Source organism: Pseudomonas sp. FW215-R2, from assembly GCF_058789255.1.
On the sequence record NZ_JBYTBO010000029.1, the window covers coordinates 19,182 to 38,492 of the forward strand.

Annotated in this window: 20 protein-coding genes; 9 read left to right on the plus strand and 11 right to left on the minus strand. The window is 61.5% G+C overall.

Annotated elements, in window-relative coordinates:
• Positions 1-71 precede the first annotated feature (71 nt).
• Positions 72-1,184 (plus strand): succinylglutamate desuccinylase/aspartoacylase family protein, encoded by a 1,113-nt coding sequence (locus AC3WRD_RS27480; RefSeq protein ID WP_102619576.1) that lies wholly within the window; start codon positions 72-74, stop codon positions 1,182-1,184.
• Between the two features lie 68 nt (positions 1,185-1,252).
• Positions 1,253-1,969: an alpha/beta hydrolase gene (locus AC3WRD_RS27485; RefSeq protein ID WP_102619577.1), complete on the plus strand. Its 717-nt coding sequence runs from the start codon at positions 1,253-1,255 to the stop codon at positions 1,967-1,969.
• A 3-nt stretch (positions 1,970-1,972) separates the two neighbouring features.
• Here AC3WRD_RS27485 and AC3WRD_RS27490 read toward each other — a convergent pair whose 3' ends face one another.
• A complete protein-coding gene (locus AC3WRD_RS27490) occupies positions 1,973-2,539 on the minus strand; it encodes a hypothetical protein (protein ID WP_102619578.1) in 567 nt (188 codons plus the stop codon).
• A gap of 86 nt (positions 2,540-2,625) precedes the next feature.
• Positions 2,626-3,399 carry a hypothetical protein gene (locus AC3WRD_RS27495; protein WP_102619579.1) on the minus strand — a complete coding sequence of 258 codons (774 nt, stop codon included), beginning with the start codon at positions 3,397-3,399 and terminating at the stop codon, positions 2,626-2,628.
• Positions 3,400-3,546: 147 nt separating this feature from the next.
• On the opposite strand from AC3WRD_RS27495, the gene AC3WRD_RS27500 reads away from it, so the two are divergent.
• Positions 3,547-4,086: a chalcone isomerase family protein gene (locus AC3WRD_RS27500; RefSeq protein WP_096822894.1), complete on the plus strand. Its 540-nt coding sequence runs from the start codon at positions 3,547-3,549 to the stop codon at positions 4,084-4,086.
• 76 nt (positions 4,087-4,162) lie between these two features.
• The gene (locus AC3WRD_RS27505; protein ID WP_102619580.1) at positions 4,163-5,482 is read left to right on the plus strand and encodes an Nramp family divalent metal transporter; all 1,320 of its coding nucleotides are present in this window, start codon (positions 4,163-4,165) and stop codon (positions 5,480-5,482) included.
• Here the strand turns inward: AC3WRD_RS27505 and AC3WRD_RS27510 are convergent.
• Complete coding sequence (locus tag AC3WRD_RS27510; protein ID WP_102619618.1) at positions 5,479-6,372, minus strand: LysR family transcriptional regulator; 894 nt, start codon at positions 6,370-6,372, stop codon at positions 5,479-5,481. The two genes, AC3WRD_RS27505 and AC3WRD_RS27510, sit on opposite strands and share 4 nt — an antisense overlap.
• Before the next feature lie 114 nt (positions 6,373-6,486).
• Between AC3WRD_RS27510 and AC3WRD_RS27515 the strand changes: the two genes are divergently transcribed.
• Entirely contained in the window at positions 6,487-7,089 is a 603-nt protein-coding gene (locus tag AC3WRD_RS27515; RefSeq protein WP_102619581.1) for an NADPH-dependent F420 reductase, read from the plus strand.
• 106 nt (positions 7,090-7,195) lie between these two features.
• On the opposite strand, the gene AC3WRD_RS27520 is transcribed toward AC3WRD_RS27515, so the two are convergent.
• Genes AC3WRD_RS27520 through AC3WRD_RS27530 form a run of 3 tightly spaced genes read right to left on the minus strand, consistent with a single transcriptional unit; the run spans position 7,196 to position 9,777 of the window.
• A complete protein-coding gene (locus AC3WRD_RS27520; RefSeq protein ID WP_102619582.1) occupies positions 7,196-8,377 on the minus strand; it encodes an acetyl-CoA C-acetyltransferase in 1,182 nt (393 codons plus the stop codon).
• An 11-nt stretch (positions 8,378-8,388) separates the two neighbouring features.
• Entirely contained in the window at positions 8,389-9,054 is a 666-nt protein-coding gene (locus AC3WRD_RS27525; RefSeq protein WP_007956272.1) for a CoA transferase subunit B, read from the minus strand.
• A 24-nt stretch (positions 9,055-9,078) separates the two neighbouring features.
• On the minus strand, positions 9,079-9,777 hold the full coding sequence (locus AC3WRD_RS27530; RefSeq protein WP_085698663.1) for a CoA transferase subunit A: 699 nt from the start codon (positions 9,775-9,777) through the stop codon (positions 9,079-9,081).
• 221 nt (positions 9,778-9,998) lie between these two features.
• Between AC3WRD_RS27530 and AC3WRD_RS27535 the strand changes: the two genes are divergently transcribed.
• On the plus strand, positions 9,999-10,877 hold the full coding sequence (locus AC3WRD_RS27535) for a LysR family transcriptional regulator (protein ID WP_096822891.1): 879 nt from the start codon (positions 9,999-10,001) through the stop codon (positions 10,875-10,877).
• 10 nt (positions 10,878-10,887) lie between these two features.
• Here the strand turns inward: AC3WRD_RS27535 and AC3WRD_RS27540 are convergent, their stop codons facing one another.
• The 3 genes from AC3WRD_RS27540 to AC3WRD_RS27550 form a co-directional block, all read right to left on the minus strand.
• Positions 10,888-11,730 carry an NAD-dependent protein deacetylase gene (locus tag AC3WRD_RS27540; RefSeq protein ID WP_096822890.1) on the minus strand — a complete coding sequence of 281 codons (843 nt, stop codon included), beginning with the start codon at positions 11,728-11,730 and terminating at the stop codon, positions 10,888-10,890.
• A gap of 80 nt (positions 11,731-11,810) precedes the next feature.
• Positions 11,811-12,857 carry a class I SAM-dependent methyltransferase gene (locus tag AC3WRD_RS27545; protein WP_102619583.1) on the minus strand — a complete coding sequence of 349 codons (1,047 nt, stop codon included), beginning with the start codon at positions 12,855-12,857 and terminating at the stop codon, positions 11,811-11,813.
• Positions 12,858-12,910: 53 nt separating this feature from the next.
• A complete protein-coding gene (locus AC3WRD_RS27550) occupies positions 12,911-13,177 on the minus strand; it encodes a DUF3077 domain-containing protein (protein WP_102619584.1) in 267 nt (88 codons plus the stop codon).
• A gap of 285 nt (positions 13,178-13,462) precedes the next feature.
• On the opposite strand from AC3WRD_RS27550, the gene AC3WRD_RS27555 reads away from it, so the two are divergent.
• The 3 genes from AC3WRD_RS27555 to AC3WRD_RS27565 all read left to right on the plus strand — a co-directional run bounded on the left by AC3WRD_RS27555 (position 13,463) and on the right by AC3WRD_RS27565 (position 15,937).
• Positions 13,463-13,996, plus strand: a complete 534-nt coding sequence (locus tag AC3WRD_RS27555) for a YjaZ family protein (RefSeq protein WP_102619619.1) — start codon at positions 13,463-13,465, stop codon at positions 13,994-13,996.
• 359 nt (positions 13,997-14,355) lie between these two features.
• A complete protein-coding gene (locus tag AC3WRD_RS27560) occupies positions 14,356-15,195 on the plus strand; it encodes an HvfB family MNIO-type RiPP peptide maturase (protein WP_102619585.1) in 840 nt (279 codons plus the stop codon).
• The gene (locus AC3WRD_RS27565; protein ID WP_102619586.1) at positions 15,188-15,937 is read left to right on the plus strand and encodes an HvfC family RiPP maturation protein; all 750 of its coding nucleotides are present in this window, start codon (positions 15,188-15,190) and stop codon (positions 15,935-15,937) included. Before AC3WRD_RS27560 ends, AC3WRD_RS27565 begins: the two co-directional genes overlap by 8 nt.
• A gap of 5 nt (positions 15,938-15,942) precedes the next feature.
• Here AC3WRD_RS27565 and AC3WRD_RS27570 read toward each other — a convergent pair whose 3' ends face one another.
• The gene (locus tag AC3WRD_RS27570) at positions 15,943-16,977 is read right to left on the minus strand and encodes an NAD(P)/FAD-dependent oxidoreductase (protein WP_102619587.1); all 1,035 of its coding nucleotides are present in this window, start codon (positions 16,975-16,977) and stop codon (positions 15,943-15,945) included.
• A complete protein-coding gene (locus AC3WRD_RS27575; protein WP_102619588.1) occupies positions 16,964-19,147 on the minus strand; it encodes a hypothetical protein in 2,184 nt (727 codons plus the stop codon). Before AC3WRD_RS27575 ends, AC3WRD_RS27570 begins: the two co-directional genes overlap by 14 nt.
• Positions 19,148-19,311: the final 164 nt, after the last annotated feature.

A 19,311-nucleotide genomic window follows, 5' to 3' on the forward strand; every position in this document is an offset into this window, starting at 1 on the left:
GATTTATCCTGTCAGCACATTTTCAATGCAGTCACTGTGCAGCAGCGACTACAGAATTTCCGGAGTTCCCCATGCAACGCATCGATCATGTACTGCCCTGGAGCCACTTGGGCAGCGAACGCTCCCTCAGCGTCTTTCGTTACGGTGCCGGCCCGCGCAAGGTCTACATCCAGGCCAGCCTGCACGCCGATGAGCTGCCGGGCATGCGCACCGCGTGGGAACTGAAAAAACGCCTGGCCGAGCTGGAAACCAACGGCCAGTTGCAGGGCGTGATCGAACTGGTGCCGGTGGCCAATCCGATCGGTCTCGATCAACACCTGCAAGGCAGTCACATGGGCCGTTTCGAACTGGCGAGCGGCAAGAACTTCAACCGTTCCTTCGTCGAACTCAGCGCCCCGGTGGCCGAGCGCATCGGCGATCAGTTGGGCAGCGATGCCCTGGCCAACATCGGCTTGATTCGCCAGAGCATGGGCCAGGTACTCGACGAGCTGCCGGCCCCGGCCTCGCAACTGGAAGCGTTGCACCGTCTGCTGCTGCGCCACGCGTGCGATGCCGATGTCACGCTGGACCTGCATTGCGATTTCGACGCCGCGATCCACATTTACGCGCTGCCGCAACACTGGCCGCAATGGCAATCCCTCGCTGCACGTCTGAAGGCTGGCGTAGCGTTGCTGTGTGAAGACTCCGGCGGCAGTTCGTTCGATGAATCGTGCTCCACGCCGTGGTTGCGCCTGGCGCGGATGTTCCCGGCGGCGGCGATCCCGCCGGCCAACCTCGCCACCACCCTGGAACTGGGCAGCATGGGCGACACCCGCGTCGATCAGGCCCAGGCCAATTGCGAGGCAATTCTGGGCTTCCTCGCCGAACAGGGCTTCATCAGCGGGGAATGGCCGAAGTCGCCAGACGAATGCTGCGAAGGCATGCCGTTCGAAGGCACCGAATACCTGTTCGCCCCGCACCATGGCGTGGTGAGTTTCCTGCGTAATGCCGGTGAATGGGTGGAGCGCGGTGATGCGCTGTTCGAAGTGGTCGATCCGCTGAAGGACCGCGTGACCACCGTGCGTGCCGGCACCAGCGGCGTGTTGTTTGCCATCGACCGTGGACGCTACACCCAGCCGGGCACCTGGCAGGCGAAAGTGGCGGGGCGCGAGCCGATTCGGGCGGGCAAGCTGATCAACGACTGACGACCCCCATCTTCCGGATCACAGTGTTAGGCTCTGCCCCGAACCCTGCACTGTGTGAAGGAAGGCTTATGTTGAAGGTGTTTGCTCTGTTGACCCTCCTGGCGTCCAGCGCCGCCCATGCTCAAACCTCGCTGCAAACCGATCTGCCGCTCAACTACCTGGCCCAGGTTCACCCGGATGCCGAACAGCGTCCGCTGGTGCTTTTCCTGCACGGCTACGGCAGTAACGAAGCCGATCTGATCGGCATGAAATTTCAGCTGCCCAAGCAGTACAACTACCTGTCGGTGCAGGCGCCGATGGCGTTGGGGGAAGGGCGTTTCCAGTGGTTTCGCAAGAAAGGTGACGGTGCCTACAACGGCGAGACCGATGATCTGAAGATCGCCAGCCAGAAGCTGCGAGCCTTTATCGCCGCAGCCGCGCAGAAATATCACGCCCGACCGGACAAGGTGTACCTGATCGGTTTCAGCCAGGGCGCGATGATGACGTATGAGGTGGGGCTGCGGCAGCCAGCGGTGGTCGGTGGCATCGCCGCGTTGAGCGGGCGAGTGTTGCCGGTGCTCAAGAGTGAGCTGACGTCAGAGCAACAACATCCGCCGCTGGACATCTTCATCGGCCACGGCACGGCGGATGACCGGGTGCCTTACAGTGGCGCCACCGCAGCCAAAGAGCTGCTGGAGAAGCTGGATTACAAACCGGCGTTCCATGCCTATCCCGGCGTCGGCCACAGCATCAGCGCGGCCGAGCTTCGGGACTTGAACGACTGGTTGCAGCAACTCAACCCTTGAGGATCATTTTTCGCTGAGGATGGTTTTTACCAGCGCATCGTGACCGCTCTTGTCGCTGGCCCGGGAAATCACCTGGACCAGCGCCATGTGCGTGCCGGAGCCTGCGATCAGCGTGGTGTTGAGGGTCTGGCCGCCGCCCTGGGTCGCGGTGCTGTCGACCTGACGCAGGCCCAGGCCGTTGCCTTTCTGGGTCAGGCTCTTTTCGCTGAGTTTGTTGAAGTCCGGCAGCGCCTTGCGCTGGGCTTCGATGAAATCGGACACGGTGCCGTCGAGGAACGCGCTGTCGTTATCCTTGACGTTGTTGCCTTCGGGAATCTGGTTTTCGGCGGTGATGACCACCGTCTTGGTCGCGTCGTTGGTGAACATCGTGCCCTTGGCACCGGTCGGGCCGGCCGGCAGCGGGTCACCGACAAAGCCTTTGGGCAGGACAAAACGGAGCTTGCCTTCGAGCATCGAGACTTTCTCGGTGACAGCCTTCTCTTTGGCCTTGGCTGCCTGAGCATTGAGGGCGCCGAAACCGGTCACCGCCGCCAGCAACAGGACGACGGCTTTCTTGCTAAGCAATGACATTCGAATCTCCGAGGGATGGTCGCGCTTGGGCGGCGATCATCCCACGGAGCATGCCCGGCACTCCAGAGCGGTTTGTCCGGGCGGGATCAGTTCGTCGACGGCGCAGGCGCCGGTTTGGCCAGCAACTGCCGGGTGACTCCGAGCATCGCCACTGAAACGGCCACCGCCACCACGAAGCCGCCGGAGCCCAGGCGTGGGACTGTCAGCGCCAACACCAGACAAAACGCCGAAAACGAATACATTCCCGTCGCCGTCGCTCGCAACAACGCAGCGGTAAACGCCGGGCCGCGCGTCTGCTGGGAAAACACCGCCATCACGCTGCCCAGCACCGGGAACACCGCGAGCAATCCGCTCCAGCGCTCGCCCACCGTACTGGCCAGCATCGTCACCACCAGCGTCAACGCCGCGCCGGCAATCATCCGCCAGATCAGTTTGTCCGACTTCGGCGCCGGCCCACTGACCACCGGTTGAACCTTGGGAAACAGGTACGGCGCAGCAAGGAGTGCGGTCGCGGCAGCGGCGATGGAGAAGGGCAGCGACGCCGGAATCAGCGACAGGATCAGCGCCAATATTGCCCAGACCGATAAAGAAACAACCAGCGCCAACGGCCAGTTCGCCCGCTGCGCCACCTGCGCGTACGTGACGCAAAACGCGATCATCGCAAACATGGCCGACAGCGCCGCCACCGCCGATTGCGCGGCAAACGCCGGCCCTTGCTCGATGGCGAGGAAGAACAGAATCGGCCCGACCACCACCGGCAACCCCGACAGCCACCCGGCCACACTGGGCCCCCAACGCTTGCCGGCCAGGGAAATCAGCAGCAGGAAACCGGGAATCAGCAGCAGTTTGAGGATCAGCACGCGGGTGTCTCCGTCGGATCAATGAGGGCCACGTTAGCATTGTCGTTAATGGATTGCTGCATATGTATGCAAAACATGTATACAAAGTGCTGGGCGGGATAGCCAACTATGCTCTGACTATCAGGGTTTACCGGAGTCGATGCCGCGATGAGCAGAACACCGAAGGTGTTGCGTGGATGCTGCGGAATCGGTTTGTGGGCACTGTTGCTGACGCCGACCTGGGCCAGTTGGCAGGACGCGGTGCCCGGCGCGCAAATCATTGGCACCGGCGATTTCAGCGTGTTCGGTTTCGACATTTATAACGCCCGGTTGTGGAGTGCCGCGCGCCCGCTGGCCGATGGACAGCCCTTCGCCCTGGAATTGATCTACCGGCGCAATGTGTCTCGCGAAGATCTGGTGAAGGCCAGCGTCGATGAGATCAAGCGCCTGGCCGGATCCTCCATCAGCCCGGCGCAACTGGCACTGTGGCAGGCCCAGATGCAGCAATCGTTCGTCGACGTTCAGGCCGGCACGCGGATTACCGGGGTGTACTTGCCGGGGCAGGGTGCACGGTTCTTCGTGGGGCAGCAGTTGCAGCACGAGATCGACGATCCGCTGTTCGCCCGGGCGTTTTTCGACATCTGGCTTGATCCCCGCACACGCAGTCCCGAGTTGCGTCAGCAATTGCTCGGCACTGCCAAACCCTGAGCGCAGCACGTCTGCTCTTGGGCACGCCGACTGAAACGTCTAAGCTGCGCCTTTCGACTTGTTTCTGGATGTGTGCGTGAAATTCAGCTTGCCCAAAATCGCCACCGCGCCGTTCTGCCCGCCGGAAGTGGCCGGCAGTGTCCCGGTGGATCCGAATGCCTCGTTCTTCAAACGCGTGCTGCGCTTTGCCGGCCCCGGTTTGCTGGTGTCGATCGGCTACATGGATCCGGGCAACTGGGCCACCGCCATCGAGGCCGGTTCGCGCTTCGGTTACAGTCTGTTGTTTGTGGTGTTGCTGGCGAGTCTGGCGGGCATGGTCGTGCAATGCCTGTGTTCGCGGCTGGGCATCGCCACCGGGCGCGACTTGGCGCAACTCTCCCGCGAGCGCTACAGCACCCCGACGGCGCGGCTGCAATGGGTGCTGGCGGAAATCTCGATCATCGCCACCGACCTTGCGGAAGTGCTTGGCTGCGCGCTGGCGTTCCACCTGCTGCTGGGTTGTTCACTGACGTTCGGCATCGCCCTGACCGCATTCGATACGCTTCTGGTGCTGGCCTTGCAAAATCGCGGTTTTCGGCGGCTGGAAGCGATCATGCTGGTGCTGGTGGGCACCATCGGCGTGTGCTTTTTTGTCGAACTGTTACTGATCAAACCGTACTGGCCGGACGTCGCCCAAGGCTTCAAACCGTCGTTGTCGGCCATCAGCGATGCGGCGCCGCTGTACCTGGCCATCGGCATCCTTGGTGCGACGGTAATGCCGCACAACTTGTACCTGCACACCTCGATCGTGCAGACGCGGCTGATCGGCCAGGACCTGGCGAGCAAGCAGGATGCAGTGAACCTGGCGCGCATCGATACCATCGGCTCACTGGCGCTGGCGTTGCTGGTCAACGCTGCGATCCTGATTCTCGCGGCGGCAGCCTTTCATCAAACCGGGCATTCCGACGTGGTGGACATCCAGGACGCCTATCACTTGCTCGATCCGCTGGTAGGCGGCGCGCTGGCCAGTGTGTTGTTCGGCGTGGCGCTGCTGGCGTCGGGGCAGAGTTCGACCTTCACCGGCACCATCGCCGGGCAAGTGATCATGGAAGGCTACCTGAACCTGCGGATTCCCTGCTGGCAGCGGCGCCTCATTACCCGTGGGCTGGCACTGATTCCGGCGTTCATCGGCGTGTGGCTGATGGGCGATGGCGCGGTGGGCAAGTTGCTGGTACTGAGCCAGGTGGTGTTGAGCCTGCAACTGCCGTTTGCCCTGTATCCGTTGATCCGCATGACCAACGACAAACAGCTGATGGGGCCGTTTGTGAATCGCTTGCCGACGCGGGCTCTGGCTTGGGGACTGTTTGTGGTGATCAGCGGCGCCAATGCCTGGCTGATTCTGCAACTGGCCGCCTAGCGGCCGAAGGCATCCACCACAAAATCAATGAACACCCGGGTCTTGGCCGGCATCAAGGTGCGGCTCGGGTAGTACAGCGATATCGCCCCGGCGTCGCACTGCCAGTCGGGCAACAGCCGCACCAGTTCACCGCGCTCGATCTGCACGCTGACATCGGGCAGCACCACCATTGTTATCCCGAGTCCCAGCAGCGCAGCCTTGCGCATGGCCATTGGATCGTTGAGCACGATGTTCGGGTTGAGCAGGGCGCTGGCCTGTTCGCCGGCGCCGTTGTGCATCTGCCATTGGCGAATGCGCCCGGTGCGCAGGCCGCGCATGACAATGCCCTGGTGGTCGGCGAGGTCTGTCGGATGCCGGGGCAGGGTGCGTCCGGCCAGATACGCCGGAGAGGCCACTGCCAGTATTTCAGCGGACGCCAGTCGCCGGGAAATCACGCCGGGCGTCAGCTCGAACCCGCCACCAATCGCCACGTCATAACCCTCGGCGATCAAATCCACCTGACGATTCTCGAAGTGCCATTCCGGGCGAATCAACGGATAGCGCGCTAGAAACGCCGGCAGCAGCGGCAGCATGTGATCGATGCCGAACGTCGGCGGCAGGCTGATCTTGAGCACACCCGCCGGCTCGCCGCGCTCGGTCGCCACCGTCGCAATCGCTGCCTGCAAGGCGTCGAGGTTGCCGCCGATGCTCGCCAGAAAACCTTCACCGGCCTCGGTCAGCGACAGCTTGCGGGTCGAGCGCTGAAACAGCCGAACGCCGAGGTTGCGTTCAAGAATCGCCACGTTGCGGCTGACCGCTGCCGGTGTCAGCGCCAGCAACCGTGCGGCGGCGGAGAAGCTGCCGGTCTCGGCGCTGCGGACGAAGGATTCAAGATTGGCGAGGGTTTCCATGGTTTCGACCTGATAGCGATGCTTGAAGATCATTCAAGGCATTACCGGCTAATCAAGTAGGAATGGCAAGCGCAAGATTGGTTTCGAGTCTTACCCAACTTTCTGGAGAACACCATGAGCACTATCGGAATCATCGGCGCTGGCGCCATCGGTTCAGCGTTTGCCAAAGCCTTGTCGCGTCAGGGCATCCCGTTGGTCATCGCCAACAGTCGCGGGCCGGAGACCTTGTCCGGACTGGTCGCAGAACTCGGCCCGACCGCCCGCGCCGTTACCCGTGAAGAAGCCGCTGCCCAGGACATCGTGCTGGTCGCAGTGAACTGGTCGAGACTGCCGATGGCGCTGGCCGGGCTGCCGGACTTCGGCGGGCGGATCGTCATTGACGCCAACAACTCGATTGAAGCGCCGTCGTTCAAACCGGTGGATTTACAGGGGCGGCCGTCCAGCGAAGTGTTCGCTGAATGGGTGCCTGGGGCGCGGGTGGTCAAGGCGTTCAACCATCTGCTGGCGCGTTTGCTGGAAGCGGATCCGGCGTCGGAGGGTGGCAAGCGCGTGTTGTTTCTGTCCGGGGATGATGCGCAGGCCAAGGCTGAAGTGGGCGCGCTGATCGATCAGCTTGGCTTCTTCGGGATCGACCTGGGCGAGTTGAGCGTGGGCGCGCGACTGGTGCAGTTCCCGGGCGGGCCGTTGCCGGTGCTGAATCTGGTGAAGTTCGCCTGACGGCCGGGCAAAAAAATACCCGGTGCGACGTGAGTCGTACCGGGTTTGTTGCCAACAGGCAGTGGATGTCGTGGATCCGCCGCCCGCTGTTGAACCTCTTTTGCGCTTAAGCGCGTTCCAGCGCCAGGGCCACGCCTTGACCGCCGCCGATGCACAGGGTCGCCAGACCCTTTTTCGCATCACGCTTGATCATTTCGTGTAGCAGGGTCACCAGCACACGGCAGCCTGATGCACCGATCGGGTGACCGAGGGCGATGGCGCCGCCGTTGACGTTGACCTTGTCCAGATCCCATTGCAGATCTTTGGCCACTGCCAGCGATTGCGCGGCGAAGGCTTCGTTGGCTTCGATCAGGTCGAGCTGGCCGATGCTCCAGCCCGCCTTGTCCAGGCAACGGCGGGTGGCCGACACCGGGCCGATGCCCATGATCGCCGGGTCGACGCCGGCATTGGCGTAAGCGGCGATTTTCGCCAGTACCGGCAGGCCCAGGGCCTTGGCTTTTTCGGCGCTCATCAGAATGACCGCAGCCGCGCCGTCGTTCAGCGACGAAGCGTTGCCGGCGGTGACGCTGCCGTCCTTCTTGAAGGCCGGACGCAGTTTGGCCAGGGATTCGGCGGTGGTGTCGCCGCGTGGCTGCTCGTCGACCTTGAACGCCACCGGATCGCCTTTGCGCTGCGGGATCAGGATCGGGGTGATTTCATCGACAAAACGGCCGGCCTCGATGGCGGCTGCTGCTTTCTGCTGCGATGCAGCGGCGAAGGCGTCCTGCTGCTCACGGCTGATATCGTACTTCTCGACCAGGTTTTCGGCGGTGATGCCCATGTGGTAGTCGTTGAACGCGTCCCACAGGCCATCGCTGATCATGGTGTCGACGATTTGCGCGTGACCCATGCGCAGACCGGTGCGTGCGCCCGGCATCACATAGTTGGCCAGGCTCATGTTTTCCTGGCCGCCGGCGATGATCACGTCCGCATCGCCGCAACGAATCGCCTGGGCACCGAGGTGCAGGGCCTTGAGGCCCGAGCCGCAGACCTTGTTCAGGGTCATGGCAGGTACGGCGTGGGGCAGGCCGGCCTTGATCGCCGACTGGCGCGCCGGGTTCTGGCCGGCGCCGGCGGTCAGCACCTGGCCCATGATCACTTCATCGACCTGAGCACCGTCCAGACCGGTCTGCTCAAGCAACTGGCGGATGACCGCTGCGCCCAGATCCACGGCGGAGACGGTGGCCAGCGATCCCTGGAAACTGCCGATCGCGGTACGCGTGGCGGCAACAATGACGACGTCTTGCATTTTCGAATTCCTCACTCGGCAGCGAACTGCATTTCCGGTACGTGATCCGGGACGATCAGTTTACCAGCGGTTTTGGCGACGATTTCCTCGACGCTGACGCCAGGTGCGCGTTCCTTGAGGACAAAAGCGCCATTTTCGATTTCCAGGTACGCCAGGTCAGTCAGCACGCGCTTGATGCAACCGGCGCCGGTCAGCGGCAGGCTGCATTGGCTCAGCAACTTGGACTCACCGTCCTTGGACGCGTGGGTCATGATGACGATGATGTTGTCGGCGCCGGCCACCAGGTCCATCGCACCGCCCATGCCCTTGACCAGTTTGCCGGGGATCATCCACGAGGCGATGTTGCCTTGCACGTCCACTTCGAAGGCGCCGAGCACGGTCAGGTCGACGTGACCGCCGCGGATCATCGCGAAGGACTCGGCCGAGGAAAAGATCGAAGCGCCGATACGCGCAGTCACGGTTTGTTTGCCGGCGTTGATCATGTCGGCGTCGATGGTGTCTTCAGTCGGAAACGGGCCCATGCCGAGCAGGCCGTTTTCCGATTGCAGCATGACTTCCATGCCTTCGGGGATGTAGTTGGCGACCAGGGTCGGGATGCCGATGCCGAGGTTCACGTAGTAGCCGTCCTGCATTTCGCGGGCGACGCGTTGAGCCATTTGTTCGCGGGTAAGTGCCATGTTCTTGTTCTCCGTCAGCCTGGATTATTTGCGGATGGTGCGTTGTTCGATACGTTTTTCGAACGTGCCGCAAATGACCCGGTCGACGTAGATGCCGGGCGTGTGGATGTGTGCCGGATCCAGTTCGCCGGGTTCGACGATTTCTTCGACTTCGACCACGGTGATCTTGCCGGCGGTGGCGGCCAGTGGGTTGAAGTTCTGGGCGGTGTGGCGGTAGATGACGTTGCCGAAGTGGTCGGCTTTCCAGCCTTTGACGATGGCGAAGTCGCCGGTGATGGACTCTTCCATCAGGTACTTGCGACCGTGGAATTCACGCACTTCCTTGCCTTCGGCGACCGGGGTGCCGACGCCGGTGGCGGTGAAGAACGCAGGGATGCCGGCACCGCCTGCGCGCATTTTTTCGGCGAGGGTGCCTTGCGGGGTCAGGACGACTTCGATGTCGCCTTTGAGCAGTTGCTCTTCGAACAGTTTGTTTTCGCCGACGTAGGAGGCGACCACTTTTCTGATCTGGCGATCGGTCAGCAGCACGCCGAGGCCGAAGCCATCAACGCCGCAGTTGTTGGAGACGACGGTGAGGTCGCGGGTGCCTTTGCGCTTGATCTCGGCGATCAGGTTTTCCGGAATGCCGCACAGGCCGAAGCCGCCGGCGATCACGGTCATGCCGTCTTCAAGGCCTGCCATGGCTTCCTCGTAGGAATACACGCGCTTGTCGAAACCTGCCATATGCACCTCTTTTATTGTTTGTCGGGCGGCTGGCTAGCCGAATGGTTGGAGTGTCTCGCCGGGGAATATATTTGTTAAGTTGATTTTTAAGGTTGATTGATTGATAAAGCTCAACAATAGACTTGGTTCTCTGTTCCCACGCAGGAGCGTGGGAGCGATCAAGAAATGCTCGCCGTCGTCGGCGGGCGGATGTACAGCTTAGCCGTTGGAGCGACACGACCATGACCATCAAGCAGATGCGCGCCTTTCTCGCCGTGGCCCAGAGCCTGAGCTTTGCCGTGGCCTGTGAGCGTCTGCACCTGTCGCAATCGGCGCTGAGCCTCACCATCAAGGCGCTGGAGGAGGGGTTGGGCGGGCGTCTGTTCAGCCGCAATACGCGCAACGTGGCGCTGACCCCTGAAGGGGAATCGCTGCTGCCGCTGGCCCGGCGCCTGATCGCCGACTGGGACAACGCCGAAGACGAAATGCGCCAGCGCTTCAGCCTGCAACGGGGGCGAGTGACGCTGGCGGCGATGCCGTCGTTTGCCGGCAACCTGCTGCCGCCGATCCTCAAGACCTTCCGTGCGCGCTATCCGAACGTCAACGTGACGGTCAACGACGTGATCAACGAGCAAGTGCTGGAAATGGTCCGCGATCGTCAGGTCGAACTCGGCGTGGCGTTCGAGCCGATGCAGAACACGTCGCTGACGTTTACACCTCTTTATAGGGATCGCTTCGTCGCGGTGGTGCCACAGGATTCGCCGCTGGCCCAGCGCACCGACATCGACTGGCAGACCTTGCTGCAGGAACCGTTCATTACCCTGCAACGACCGTCAACGGTGCGAGTGATGCTTGAGGAACACTTGCAGGCCCGGGGCATGAAACTGCCGGTGGAGTTTGAAAGCCATCAACTGGCGACGGTCGGGCGGATGGTCGCCAGTGGGCTGGGTGTCAGTGCGGTGCCGGCGTTGTGCGCCGAGCAGATGCGTGAGCTGGGCGCACGGTGTCTGACGTTGCATGAGCCGGTGGTGGAGCGGGCGATTGGCGTGTTGACGGATTCCGGGAATGAATTGTCGGCGGCGGCGCAGGCGCTTTTTGACATTCTCAAGGCTGAACACTGACCTTCGGAGGTCACGAAGTCAGGCGTTGTGTCAGAAGTGGCAATAGCTGTTCGCAGGACGCTTCAATCTTCAAATCCAGCAACTCATCCGCTCGCGTCTTCCCCAGGTTGATCGCAATCAGCGGCTTGCCCCGATCCGCAATCACCCGGCACAGGCGAAACGCCGAATACGCCATCAACGACGAGCCAACCACCAGCATCCCGGCCGCATTTTCCGCTGCCGCCATGGCCCGAGCCGCCGTCGGTTGCGCCACGTTCTCGCCAAAAAACACCACGTCCGGCTTCATCCGTTCGCCTTCGCAATGCGGACAATGCGGCACCTGGAAACGTGCCTCGAAGGCCGGGTCGAGCAGGGTATCGCCGTCCGGCGCCTGCACGGCGTCGACACCCGCCAGGTACGGGTTCTGCGTTTCCATCAATTGCTGAATCGAGTCCCGCTCGCTGCGCTGACCGCAATCCAGGCACAACACCCGATGCAGGCTGCCGTGCAGTTCGATGACGTCGTGGCTGCCGGCCTGATCGTGCAAGGTGTCGACATTCTGGGTGATCAGGCCGCCGATCCGGCCGTGGCTTTGCAAGCTGGCCAGCGCTTCATGAGCCGCGTTTGGCTGGGCCTGACGCACACGGGGCCAGCCGAGCATCGCCCGGGCCCAGTAGCGGCGGCGAGATTCGGGTGCTGACAGAAACTCCTGATACATCATCGGCTGTCGGCCCCGGCGCACGCCGTTGGTATCGCGGTAGTCCGGGATGCCCGACGGCGTGCTGATCCCGGCGCCGGTCAGCACCACGAAATCGCCGTCGGCCATGGCCTGTTGCAGGTAATCGAGATGTTCGTGGAGGGGGCGGTCGAGCATGGTCAGCGCTCCGCAGGCTGTGAGTGCCTTGCAGGTTAGCACTGTCGGGCGCCTCTTAAAGAGGCGCCCGGTGCCGACGTTTACTTGCGAGCCTCCAGAATCAGGTTGAACGGCGTCTGCGTCGCCCGCCGGAACTGCTTGAACCCGGCTTCACTGAACACTTTGCGCAGGCGCATCTCGCCAGCCTGCGCACCGAGCCCCAGGCCCACTTCCTGGGACAGTGAGTTCGGCGTGCAAATGAACGTCGATGCTGCATAGAAAAGCCGCCCGACCGGGTTGATATTGTCGTCCAGCGTGTCGTTGGCAAAGGGCTCAACCAGCAACACCGTGCCGTCGTCCTTCAGACAATCGTAGGCATGTCGCGCCGCGCCGACCGGGTCGCCCATGTCGTGCAGGCAGTCGAAGTAGCAGATCAGGTCGTAGTCGTCGCCGGGAAAGCTTTTCGCCGTGCCCTGGAAAAACTTCGCGCGGCTGCTGACGCCGCCTTCTTCAGCACGCTGGGTGGCAACGGTGACCGAAGGTGCGTGGTAGTCGAATCCGACGAAACGCGAGTTGGGATAGGCCTGGGCCATGATCACCGTGGAAGCGCCATGACCACAGCCGACATCGGCGACCTTGGCGCCTTCTTCGAGTTTGACCACAACGCCCTCCAGCGCCGGCAGCCATTCGGCAATCAAATGTCCTTTGTAGCCGGGGCGGAAGAACCGTTCAGTGCCGGTGAACATGCACGGATGGTGATCACCCCAGGGCAGGGCGCCATTGCCGCGCATGGCTTTGACCAGTTTGTCCTTGTCGTGGAAAAACGACGCCACTACGCCGAGCCCACCGGCCACGTAGACCGGCGAATCTTCCTTGGCCAGGGCCATCGCCTGTTCTTCCGGCAGGCGGAATTTGCCGTCCAGGTGTTCCATGTAGCCGGACGCCGCGTGGGCGCTCAGCCATTCGCGGACCAGCCGGGAGTTGCAGGCGGTTTTTTCGGCGAGGGTTTCCGGGGAGATCGGTTGGCTGTCGGCCATGGCTTTGTACAAGCCAAGTTCTTCGCCGACGATGACATTGGCCAGCATCGCCGCGCCGCCCATGTCGTTGACCAGTTTGCCCATGAACTCGTTGAGTCTGGCCTCGTCCATGTCATGTGCTCCTGTTAAGGATCACAGTCCGGTGGTGTTGGGGGTCGAGGCATTCACCACCGGGCGGTGGTCGTGGAAACGGGCAGGGCGCCGATAGCGGCCTGCGTCCCCCTCGACTGGGTAATGTTTGAGTCTAGCCGCTGTTGGCGCCGGTGGGAGCGGGCTGCGTGGATTTCGAGGCTTGTATCGTTGTATGTCTCGACGGTGCGTGGATACGCTTTAACAAGGCCCAGCAGATCGGAAGCCTGCTCCAGCGCTTTTTTGACAGGGACGCCAGCGCTGAAAGAGAGGCCAGCAAGACGACGCCTGCTGAAAAGCACGATAGGCGCACTTCCTCACGCAACACGCAGATTTTGCCTACAACTTCGACGTGACTCTATCCCATATTCTTAATCGACTCGGTCGAGGCAAGGACTTTTGAGTGCTGAAGTCTTTGTTTATCTGTGAAGTCCGAAGCCACTTCCTCGCACAGGCTGATCGAATCCGCCGAGAAATCATCCCCGCTAAAAGCCATGAACTCTGTCGTCTGCCGGGTTACTCACCGATAGTGCACGCGAGCCGAAGCGCAGAAATGAAATGATGCATTGGATGCAACGGAGAGCGAATTGACCGCCTACTTTCCACCGCTGTGCATAGACGGATCAACGTACAACTTTTCTCATCTCGAACCCTTTACGTTCACGATTCAGAGTCAATTGGCGAAGCGTGATTTACGCGTGCATGTCACTTTTTCGAATCATTGTTTCAGCAAGGGATACGATCAAGACTTACATCCGGCTGGGGAGCCAATCCTGTTCGACCATGCCCAGCGGCAGCGTACCTTTTGCATGACCCGCTACCGCCTTTCACTGTCACTGCCGCCAGTGATCAAGGGATTGAATCATCCCCAGGCGAAAGTTAGTGAAACGGCGGCGATGCGAAACTGGGCGTACTCCATCATGATTGAGGATCCGAGCGGGCCCTACCATGTCTTTTTTGAGTTGCGTCGCGCTGCCGAAGAGAAGCAGCAAGATCTCAATCTGGTCGTGGAAAGCGCTTACCACCAGACTGAAAAGCCGCCCAGGCTGTTCGGGAAAATGGGATTTATGCTGCTGTGCGGTAAGGTCTACCTTCGTCAACCGACCTCCACCAAACGCTGACACCAGAAACGAAAAAAGGCGCCAAAGGCGCCTTTTTCGATTCGGTAAAGCAGATCCAGACACCACTTACGAACCGCCTTGCGCGGTTACAGCTCTCGCTGCTGGGAAGCGCTCAATCTCATCTGGTCAGTCGCTTCGATGGGGGCAAAGCTAACGAAAACTGGCGGATACGTCAATGAATTAGTAACTCGTCGTTCACGAAGAAGTCAGCGGGTTCTGTATCACATTGTGTACAGGCTCGCCGCCGATACAAAACTCGCTATTTCCCGCGCATTGCCCACACAGCGGCGATACACCCACCGGTTTAACTGAGTCTGTCAGTCGCCACGCCCGGCGGCTCTTTTGCAGAGATCTTGCCCATGCAGACTCCCCACCCCACCTTGCAGGCCAGCGTCGGGCTCGGCCTGCGTCGCGGCTTGATGAAAGATCTTCAAGCCGCCCGCACCGGCGATTTCGACTTTCTCGAAGTCGCCCCGGAAAACTGGATCGGCGTCGGCGGTGCCCACGGTGCCGCGCTGCGTGAACTGGCCGAGCGTTATCCGTTGTCCTGTCACGGCTTGTCGTTGTCGCTCGGCGGGTCGGCGCCGCTGGATGTCGAATTTCTCCGGGAAGTCCGGGTGTTTCTCGATCATTACAACGTGCCGCTGTACAGCGAACACTTGAGCTATTGCAGCGACGACGGCCATCTCTACGATCTGTTGCCATTGCCGTTCACCGAAGAAGCCGTGCGCCACGTGGCTGCGCGGATTCGTCAGGCCCAGGACATTCTGGGCCGGCGTCTGGCAGTGGAAAACGTTTCCTATTACGCCGCGCCCCGTCAGGACATGGACGAGGTGACCTTCACCAACGCTGTGCTGCGCGAGGCCGATTGCGACCTGCTGCTGGACGTCAATAACGTCTACGTCAACTCGATCAACCACGGTTTTGATCCGCAGACGTTTCTGACCGGGATCGAGTCGGGGCGAGTGGTCGGGATGCACGTGGCCGGGCATTTCGACGAGTCCGACACGCTGAAGATCGACACCCACGGCGCGTCGGTGAAACCTGTGGTCTGGTCGCTGCTGGCGGACGCCTATGCACGCTTTGGCGCCCAGCCGACCCTGCTCGAACGCGACTTCAACTTCCCGGCCTTCTCCGAGTTGGTGGCGGAGTTACAGACCATTCGCCGCTTGCAGAATCAGGGAGGCCAACGTGGATAACCTTGAGCAGCAACAACGGGCCCTGACTCGCTACCTGCGCGATCCCGAGAACGAGGCGCCCCCGGCCGCCATGAACGCGGCGCGGGTCAACGTTTATCGCGACCTGGTGTTCAACAATGTCTCGCAACTTTTGGGTGGGACCTTTCCCGTGCTGATCCGGATCATCGGCGATCAGCGCTGGCGCACACTGATTCGCGGCTTTCTGCGGGACTACCGCGCGCAGACGCCGAAATTCGGTGAGATCGCCGAGGAGTTTGTCGGTTACCTCGCGTCGGAGCCCGCCGTGTTGAGTGCGGGCGAGTGGCCGGCGTTTCTGGTGGAGCTGGCGCATTACGAGTGGGTGGAAATGGTGTTGCAGCAGTCCGACGCCGAACCGCTGCCGTCAAGTGATCCCGCGTTGCTGGTGGAGCGGCCATTGCAGGTTTCGGCGCTGGCGTGGCCATTGGCGTATGCGTGGCCGGTGCAAGTCCTCAGTCCGGATCATCAACCGTCTACACCACCGGCCCAGCCAACCTTGTTGCTGGTGCGGCGTGCGGTGGATTTCGGTGTGAAGTTTTCCGAGCTGAGCCCGTTGGCCTGGCGGTTGTTGCAGCGCATTGGCGAGTTCCCTGCGTTGAACGGTCGTGAGCAACTGGAAGGGCTGGCGATGGAGGCCGGGTTGCCGGGAACTGCGTCGTTCATGGACAGCGGGTTGGCGTTGTTGCGGCAGATGCATGCAGACGGTGTGCTGGGCGTGGTGTAGTCGGTTCAGCTATCGCGTAACAGCCATTCGGGTGGATGGGGATGCAGGCTGTAGAAATTGCGCAGTTGTGCCGAGTCTCGCTCGAACCACTCGTTCACCCATTGGCTGTATTGCTGGCGCGCGGCACCTTGCCATGCCGGTTGCCGGAGACAGTCGTACACGGTTTTTGCCGCCTGCATGCCCGTCATCAACGCTTTGAGTACGCCATGTGACGAGGCAGGGTCGAGCAGGCTGGCGGCATCGCCAACCATGAAATAACCTGGCCCGGCGGGCGCCGTGCAGAGGCGCCAAGTGACGTCGGCGCCGCGAATCGGAGCCGATCGTGGCAGTGTTCGCAGACGCTCGGGAATCATCTCTGGAGAGTACTTCTGCTTTTCGAAAGTCAGGCGCGCCCAGTGCAGCCGCTGCTGCTCAACCTGCGCGAGCCAGGTCCAGCCATCAGGATCGGCTGACAATCGAGGTGCCTTTTCATCGGGGGGCAGACTGCCCTCGTGATATCCGAAACAGGCCACCAACGGCGGCGAGTAGTGTCGAACTGCGATCTGTCGTTTTCGACTCAACCATCCCGGTCCACCACTGCCATCGATCAGGTAGGGAGCAAACAGCAGGCCGGCGTCGGTGTTCACGCCGATCACGCGATCGTCCCGCATGAGTACCTGTTGCGCGCGGCATGGCTGGTACACGGTGACACCGAGAACAGCAGCCTGTTGCAGCAGCGCCGCATCCAGTTTGGCCCTGGAGATCTGAAAGCCGCGCCAGGGGCCGTTGTCATCGCCACCAAATCCGATGAACTGCAGCGGACCATTCCACTGGACCCAGTGTCCCTCGAAACGCAAGGCATGGTGGTTACACAGTTGTTCAGCCACGCCAAGCTGTTCCAGCAACGGTTCGATGCCGGGGTGCAGACTTTCTCCGGGGCGGAATCTGGGAAATCGTTGCTGCTCGATCAGCGCAACCCGCAAGCCGCGCTGCGCACAGCCGATCGCCGCCGCGCAGCCTGCGGGGCCGGCGCCGATCACCAGCACGTCAAACCGATTCAAGTGCGAGCTGCCAGGCAGCGTTGCCGTACTTGATCAGCATGACTTTGGCGCTGACCAGGAGGCTCACTTGTTCCTCGACCTCAACATCCCGCCACTTGAAATTGGCGGCCGGCTGGATCACTTTGCCGCGCCTGTACATCTGGTAGCGATGCACCCATCCGTTCAACGTCACACCGGATTGTTGCTGAGCGATGTCGAGTTCTGCATCGGGACGTTGCACCAGGAAAAAAGACAGCAATGGCCAATAGTTGCGCAGGGCAGGGTTGTCGCCGGGTCCAAGCACGGTGTAAACGCGGTACATCGAGAGTACGCGGTCCTGATACGCCTGTTGGGTGATCTGGCCGGTCAGACTCAGCGAAAACCCGTTGGCAAGGGCCGTGCCCGTGTAGTCGCTGTACTCGTAGGCGTGGTAACGGACGAAGGTCTTGCCTTGGTCGAGTATCACCTGCGGGGCAGGATGATTGTCCCAGGCCACATCACCCTGACCGGTTTCCGCATCGGTCAGCGGGATGAAGGTGTGCAGGCTGTCGCGTGGCTCGAAGGTGCGGGTGGAGTCCGGTGCAACGCCTGGCCAGTAGGAACCGAGCGCGGCACAGATGCGCTTGTCTTCACAAAAGGGGCTGGCCATCTGATAACCGGCCAGCGCATTGATCCAGGTTCCGTTCGGACCTGGCAAGCGAACCCAGCCCACCTCCCAGCCTGGGCCGAAGACCCCGGCGGCAGCGTCCGGCAATGAAGACGGGCGAGGGGGCGAGGGGTGCCAGGTTCCGGGGACCGGACGCGGTTTCGGCTTGCGCGGCAGCGCCACAATGGCCGTGATCCCGCGATCCTCAGGCGTGAAGGGCTGATCTTTCAAACTCAGGTTCGCGCAATAGCGCACATTCGATAAGGCTTCCAGCCGCGCATGCCAGATGTCGGGGCTGGAGAAGGCAGGTTCCTCTTTCACCCAGTGCAGGAGCCGGCGCGGATTGCAAAACGTAAAGTAATCCGTGGCGCCGATGACCGAATAGACAGCCTTCGAAGGCAGGTTGTCTGTCAGGGGTGGGCAGATAGCCCGGACAAAACCGTCAGCGGTGCCATCCTGATAGTGCAGTGCACGATAGCCACCTTGCTTGACCAGTTCGGCAACTCCCTCGCGATCATTCAGATCCTCGATCTGGCCATCGTCTCTCACCTTGTGCCGGCCATGGACCATGCCGCCGGTGTTGGCCGGCATCATGAAAGACAGTGGTTGTCCCTTGTAATGAGCCAGCTCGACCAGATGCGGCTTGGGCTCAGGAGAAAGAATTCCCGGTCCCAGGTCAGGCTGCGTTGCCCAACCTGCAAGGTCCTTGGTGATGATGAATGGATGCTCGGATATCTCTGGCTCTTGCCAGCCGGTGCCGCTGTGGCGCAAGTGGACATGACGGATCTTTTCGTTGATCTGGTAGTTATCCAGCGTCAGGGTCAGATCCAGCCCATGCAGGCACTCCGCTCCACTGAAGAGCTTGTGCAAGGGCACTTGGAAATCCAGCCCGTCATCCAGCCCTGACTGAAAGTCCATAGGCCCGAATCGTTGGTCATCGCCTTTCAGTTGCACCGCAAGGTAGGCGCTGTAATGTACCGGCATCACCCGAATCCCGTGGACATCATCGTCGACGAAGGGCAGGAAACACCGCAGTCGTTCGTCATAGCGGGCGCCTGCGGTGCCTGTTCGGGCGATCCCGGTGCGGGAGAAACACAGATCGGCATGCTGGCCGTGGACCGTGTCGACGGCGCAGCGGTACTCGCTGGCGAACACCGCCACCGACAGTGGTGCACCTTGAGCCTGTTGCAGCAGGTCGTTGAGCGTGGGTGGCTGGATGCCGAACACGTAGTTCAGAACCGCCTCGATTTCGGCATGGGTAGGAAAAATCCCTAGAGGCTGCCCGGTCTCGTCAGCCGTGACTTGCGGTGAAGCGAGCGCGTGGTAGAGCAGGCTTTGTGCGGGCAGGGCAGGCTCGATGGCGCGGTTGCCGTCAGGGCAAAAGTCCTCGAAACCGGTGAGCGTCCGGTCGATGATCAGTGGTTTGAGCAATTCTGCCTTCAGTGAAGGCGCCAGAATATCCAGGCCGTGCGCCAGCAACAGCGAATGCCAGCCACCTGGAGCCAATCGCTGACAGGTTCGGGTTACGGATTCGAGCAGATTCATGCGTGCTCCATGGTACGGTTGTACGAGGGGCCATCGCACATCAATCAGTTGGCGATCGCGACTGTCAGAACTTACAGTCGCGACCAACGGTGCTCATCGCGGCGGTGGAAATCAAACGATAGAGTTCGACACCGGGCAATAACAGTCGGCCATTTCCGAGAAGA

Bases quoted from the DNA above. Each gene is read 5' to 3' on its own strand.
- AC3WRD_RS27480 (WP_102619576.1), top strand. From the start codon at position 72: ATGCAACGCATCGATCATGTACTGCCCTGGAGCCACTTGGGCAGCGAA.
- AC3WRD_RS27485 (WP_102619577.1), top strand. From the start codon at position 1,253: ATGTTGAAGGTGTTTGCTCTGTTGACCCTCCTGGCGTCCAGCGCCGCC.
- AC3WRD_RS27490 (WP_102619578.1), bottom strand. From the start codon at position 2,539: ATGTCATTGCTTAGCAAGAAAGCCGTCGTCCTGTTGCTGGCGGCGGTG.
- AC3WRD_RS27500 (WP_096822894.1), top strand. From the start codon at position 3,547: ATGAGCAGAACACCGAAGGTGTTGCGTGGATGCTGCGGAATCGGTTTG.
- AC3WRD_RS27510 (WP_102619618.1), bottom strand. From the start codon at position 6,372: ATGGAAACCCTCGCCAATCTTGAATCCTTCGTCCGCAGCGCCGAGACC.
- AC3WRD_RS27515 (WP_102619581.1), top strand. From the start codon at position 6,487: ATGAGCACTATCGGAATCATCGGCGCTGGCGCCATCGGTTCAGCGTTT.
- AC3WRD_RS27520 (WP_102619582.1), bottom strand. From the start codon at position 8,377: ATGCAAGACGTCGTCATTGTTGCCGCCACGCGTACCGCGATCGGCAGT.
- AC3WRD_RS27525 (WP_007956272.1), bottom strand. From the start codon at position 9,054: ATGGCACTTACCCGCGAACAAATGGCTCAACGCGTCGCCCGCGAAATG.
- AC3WRD_RS27530 (WP_085698663.1), bottom strand. From the start codon at position 9,777: ATGGCAGGTTTCGACAAGCGCGTGTATTCCTACGAGGAAGCCATGGCA.
- AC3WRD_RS27535 (WP_096822891.1), top strand. From the start codon at position 9,999: ATGACCATCAAGCAGATGCGCGCCTTTCTCGCCGTGGCCCAGAGCCTG.
- AC3WRD_RS27540 (WP_096822890.1), bottom strand. From the start codon at position 11,730: ATGCTCGACCGCCCCCTCCACGAACATCTCGATTACCTGCAACAGGCC.
- AC3WRD_RS27545 (WP_102619583.1), bottom strand. From the start codon at position 12,857: ATGGACGAGGCCAGACTCAACGAGTTCATGGGCAAACTGGTCAACGAC.
- AC3WRD_RS27560 (WP_102619585.1), top strand. From the start codon at position 14,356: ATGCAGACTCCCCACCCCACCTTGCAGGCCAGCGTCGGGCTCGGCCTG.
- AC3WRD_RS27575 (WP_102619588.1), bottom strand. From the start codon at position 19,147: ATGAATCTGCTCGAATCCGTAACCCGAACCTGTCAGCGATTGGCTCCA.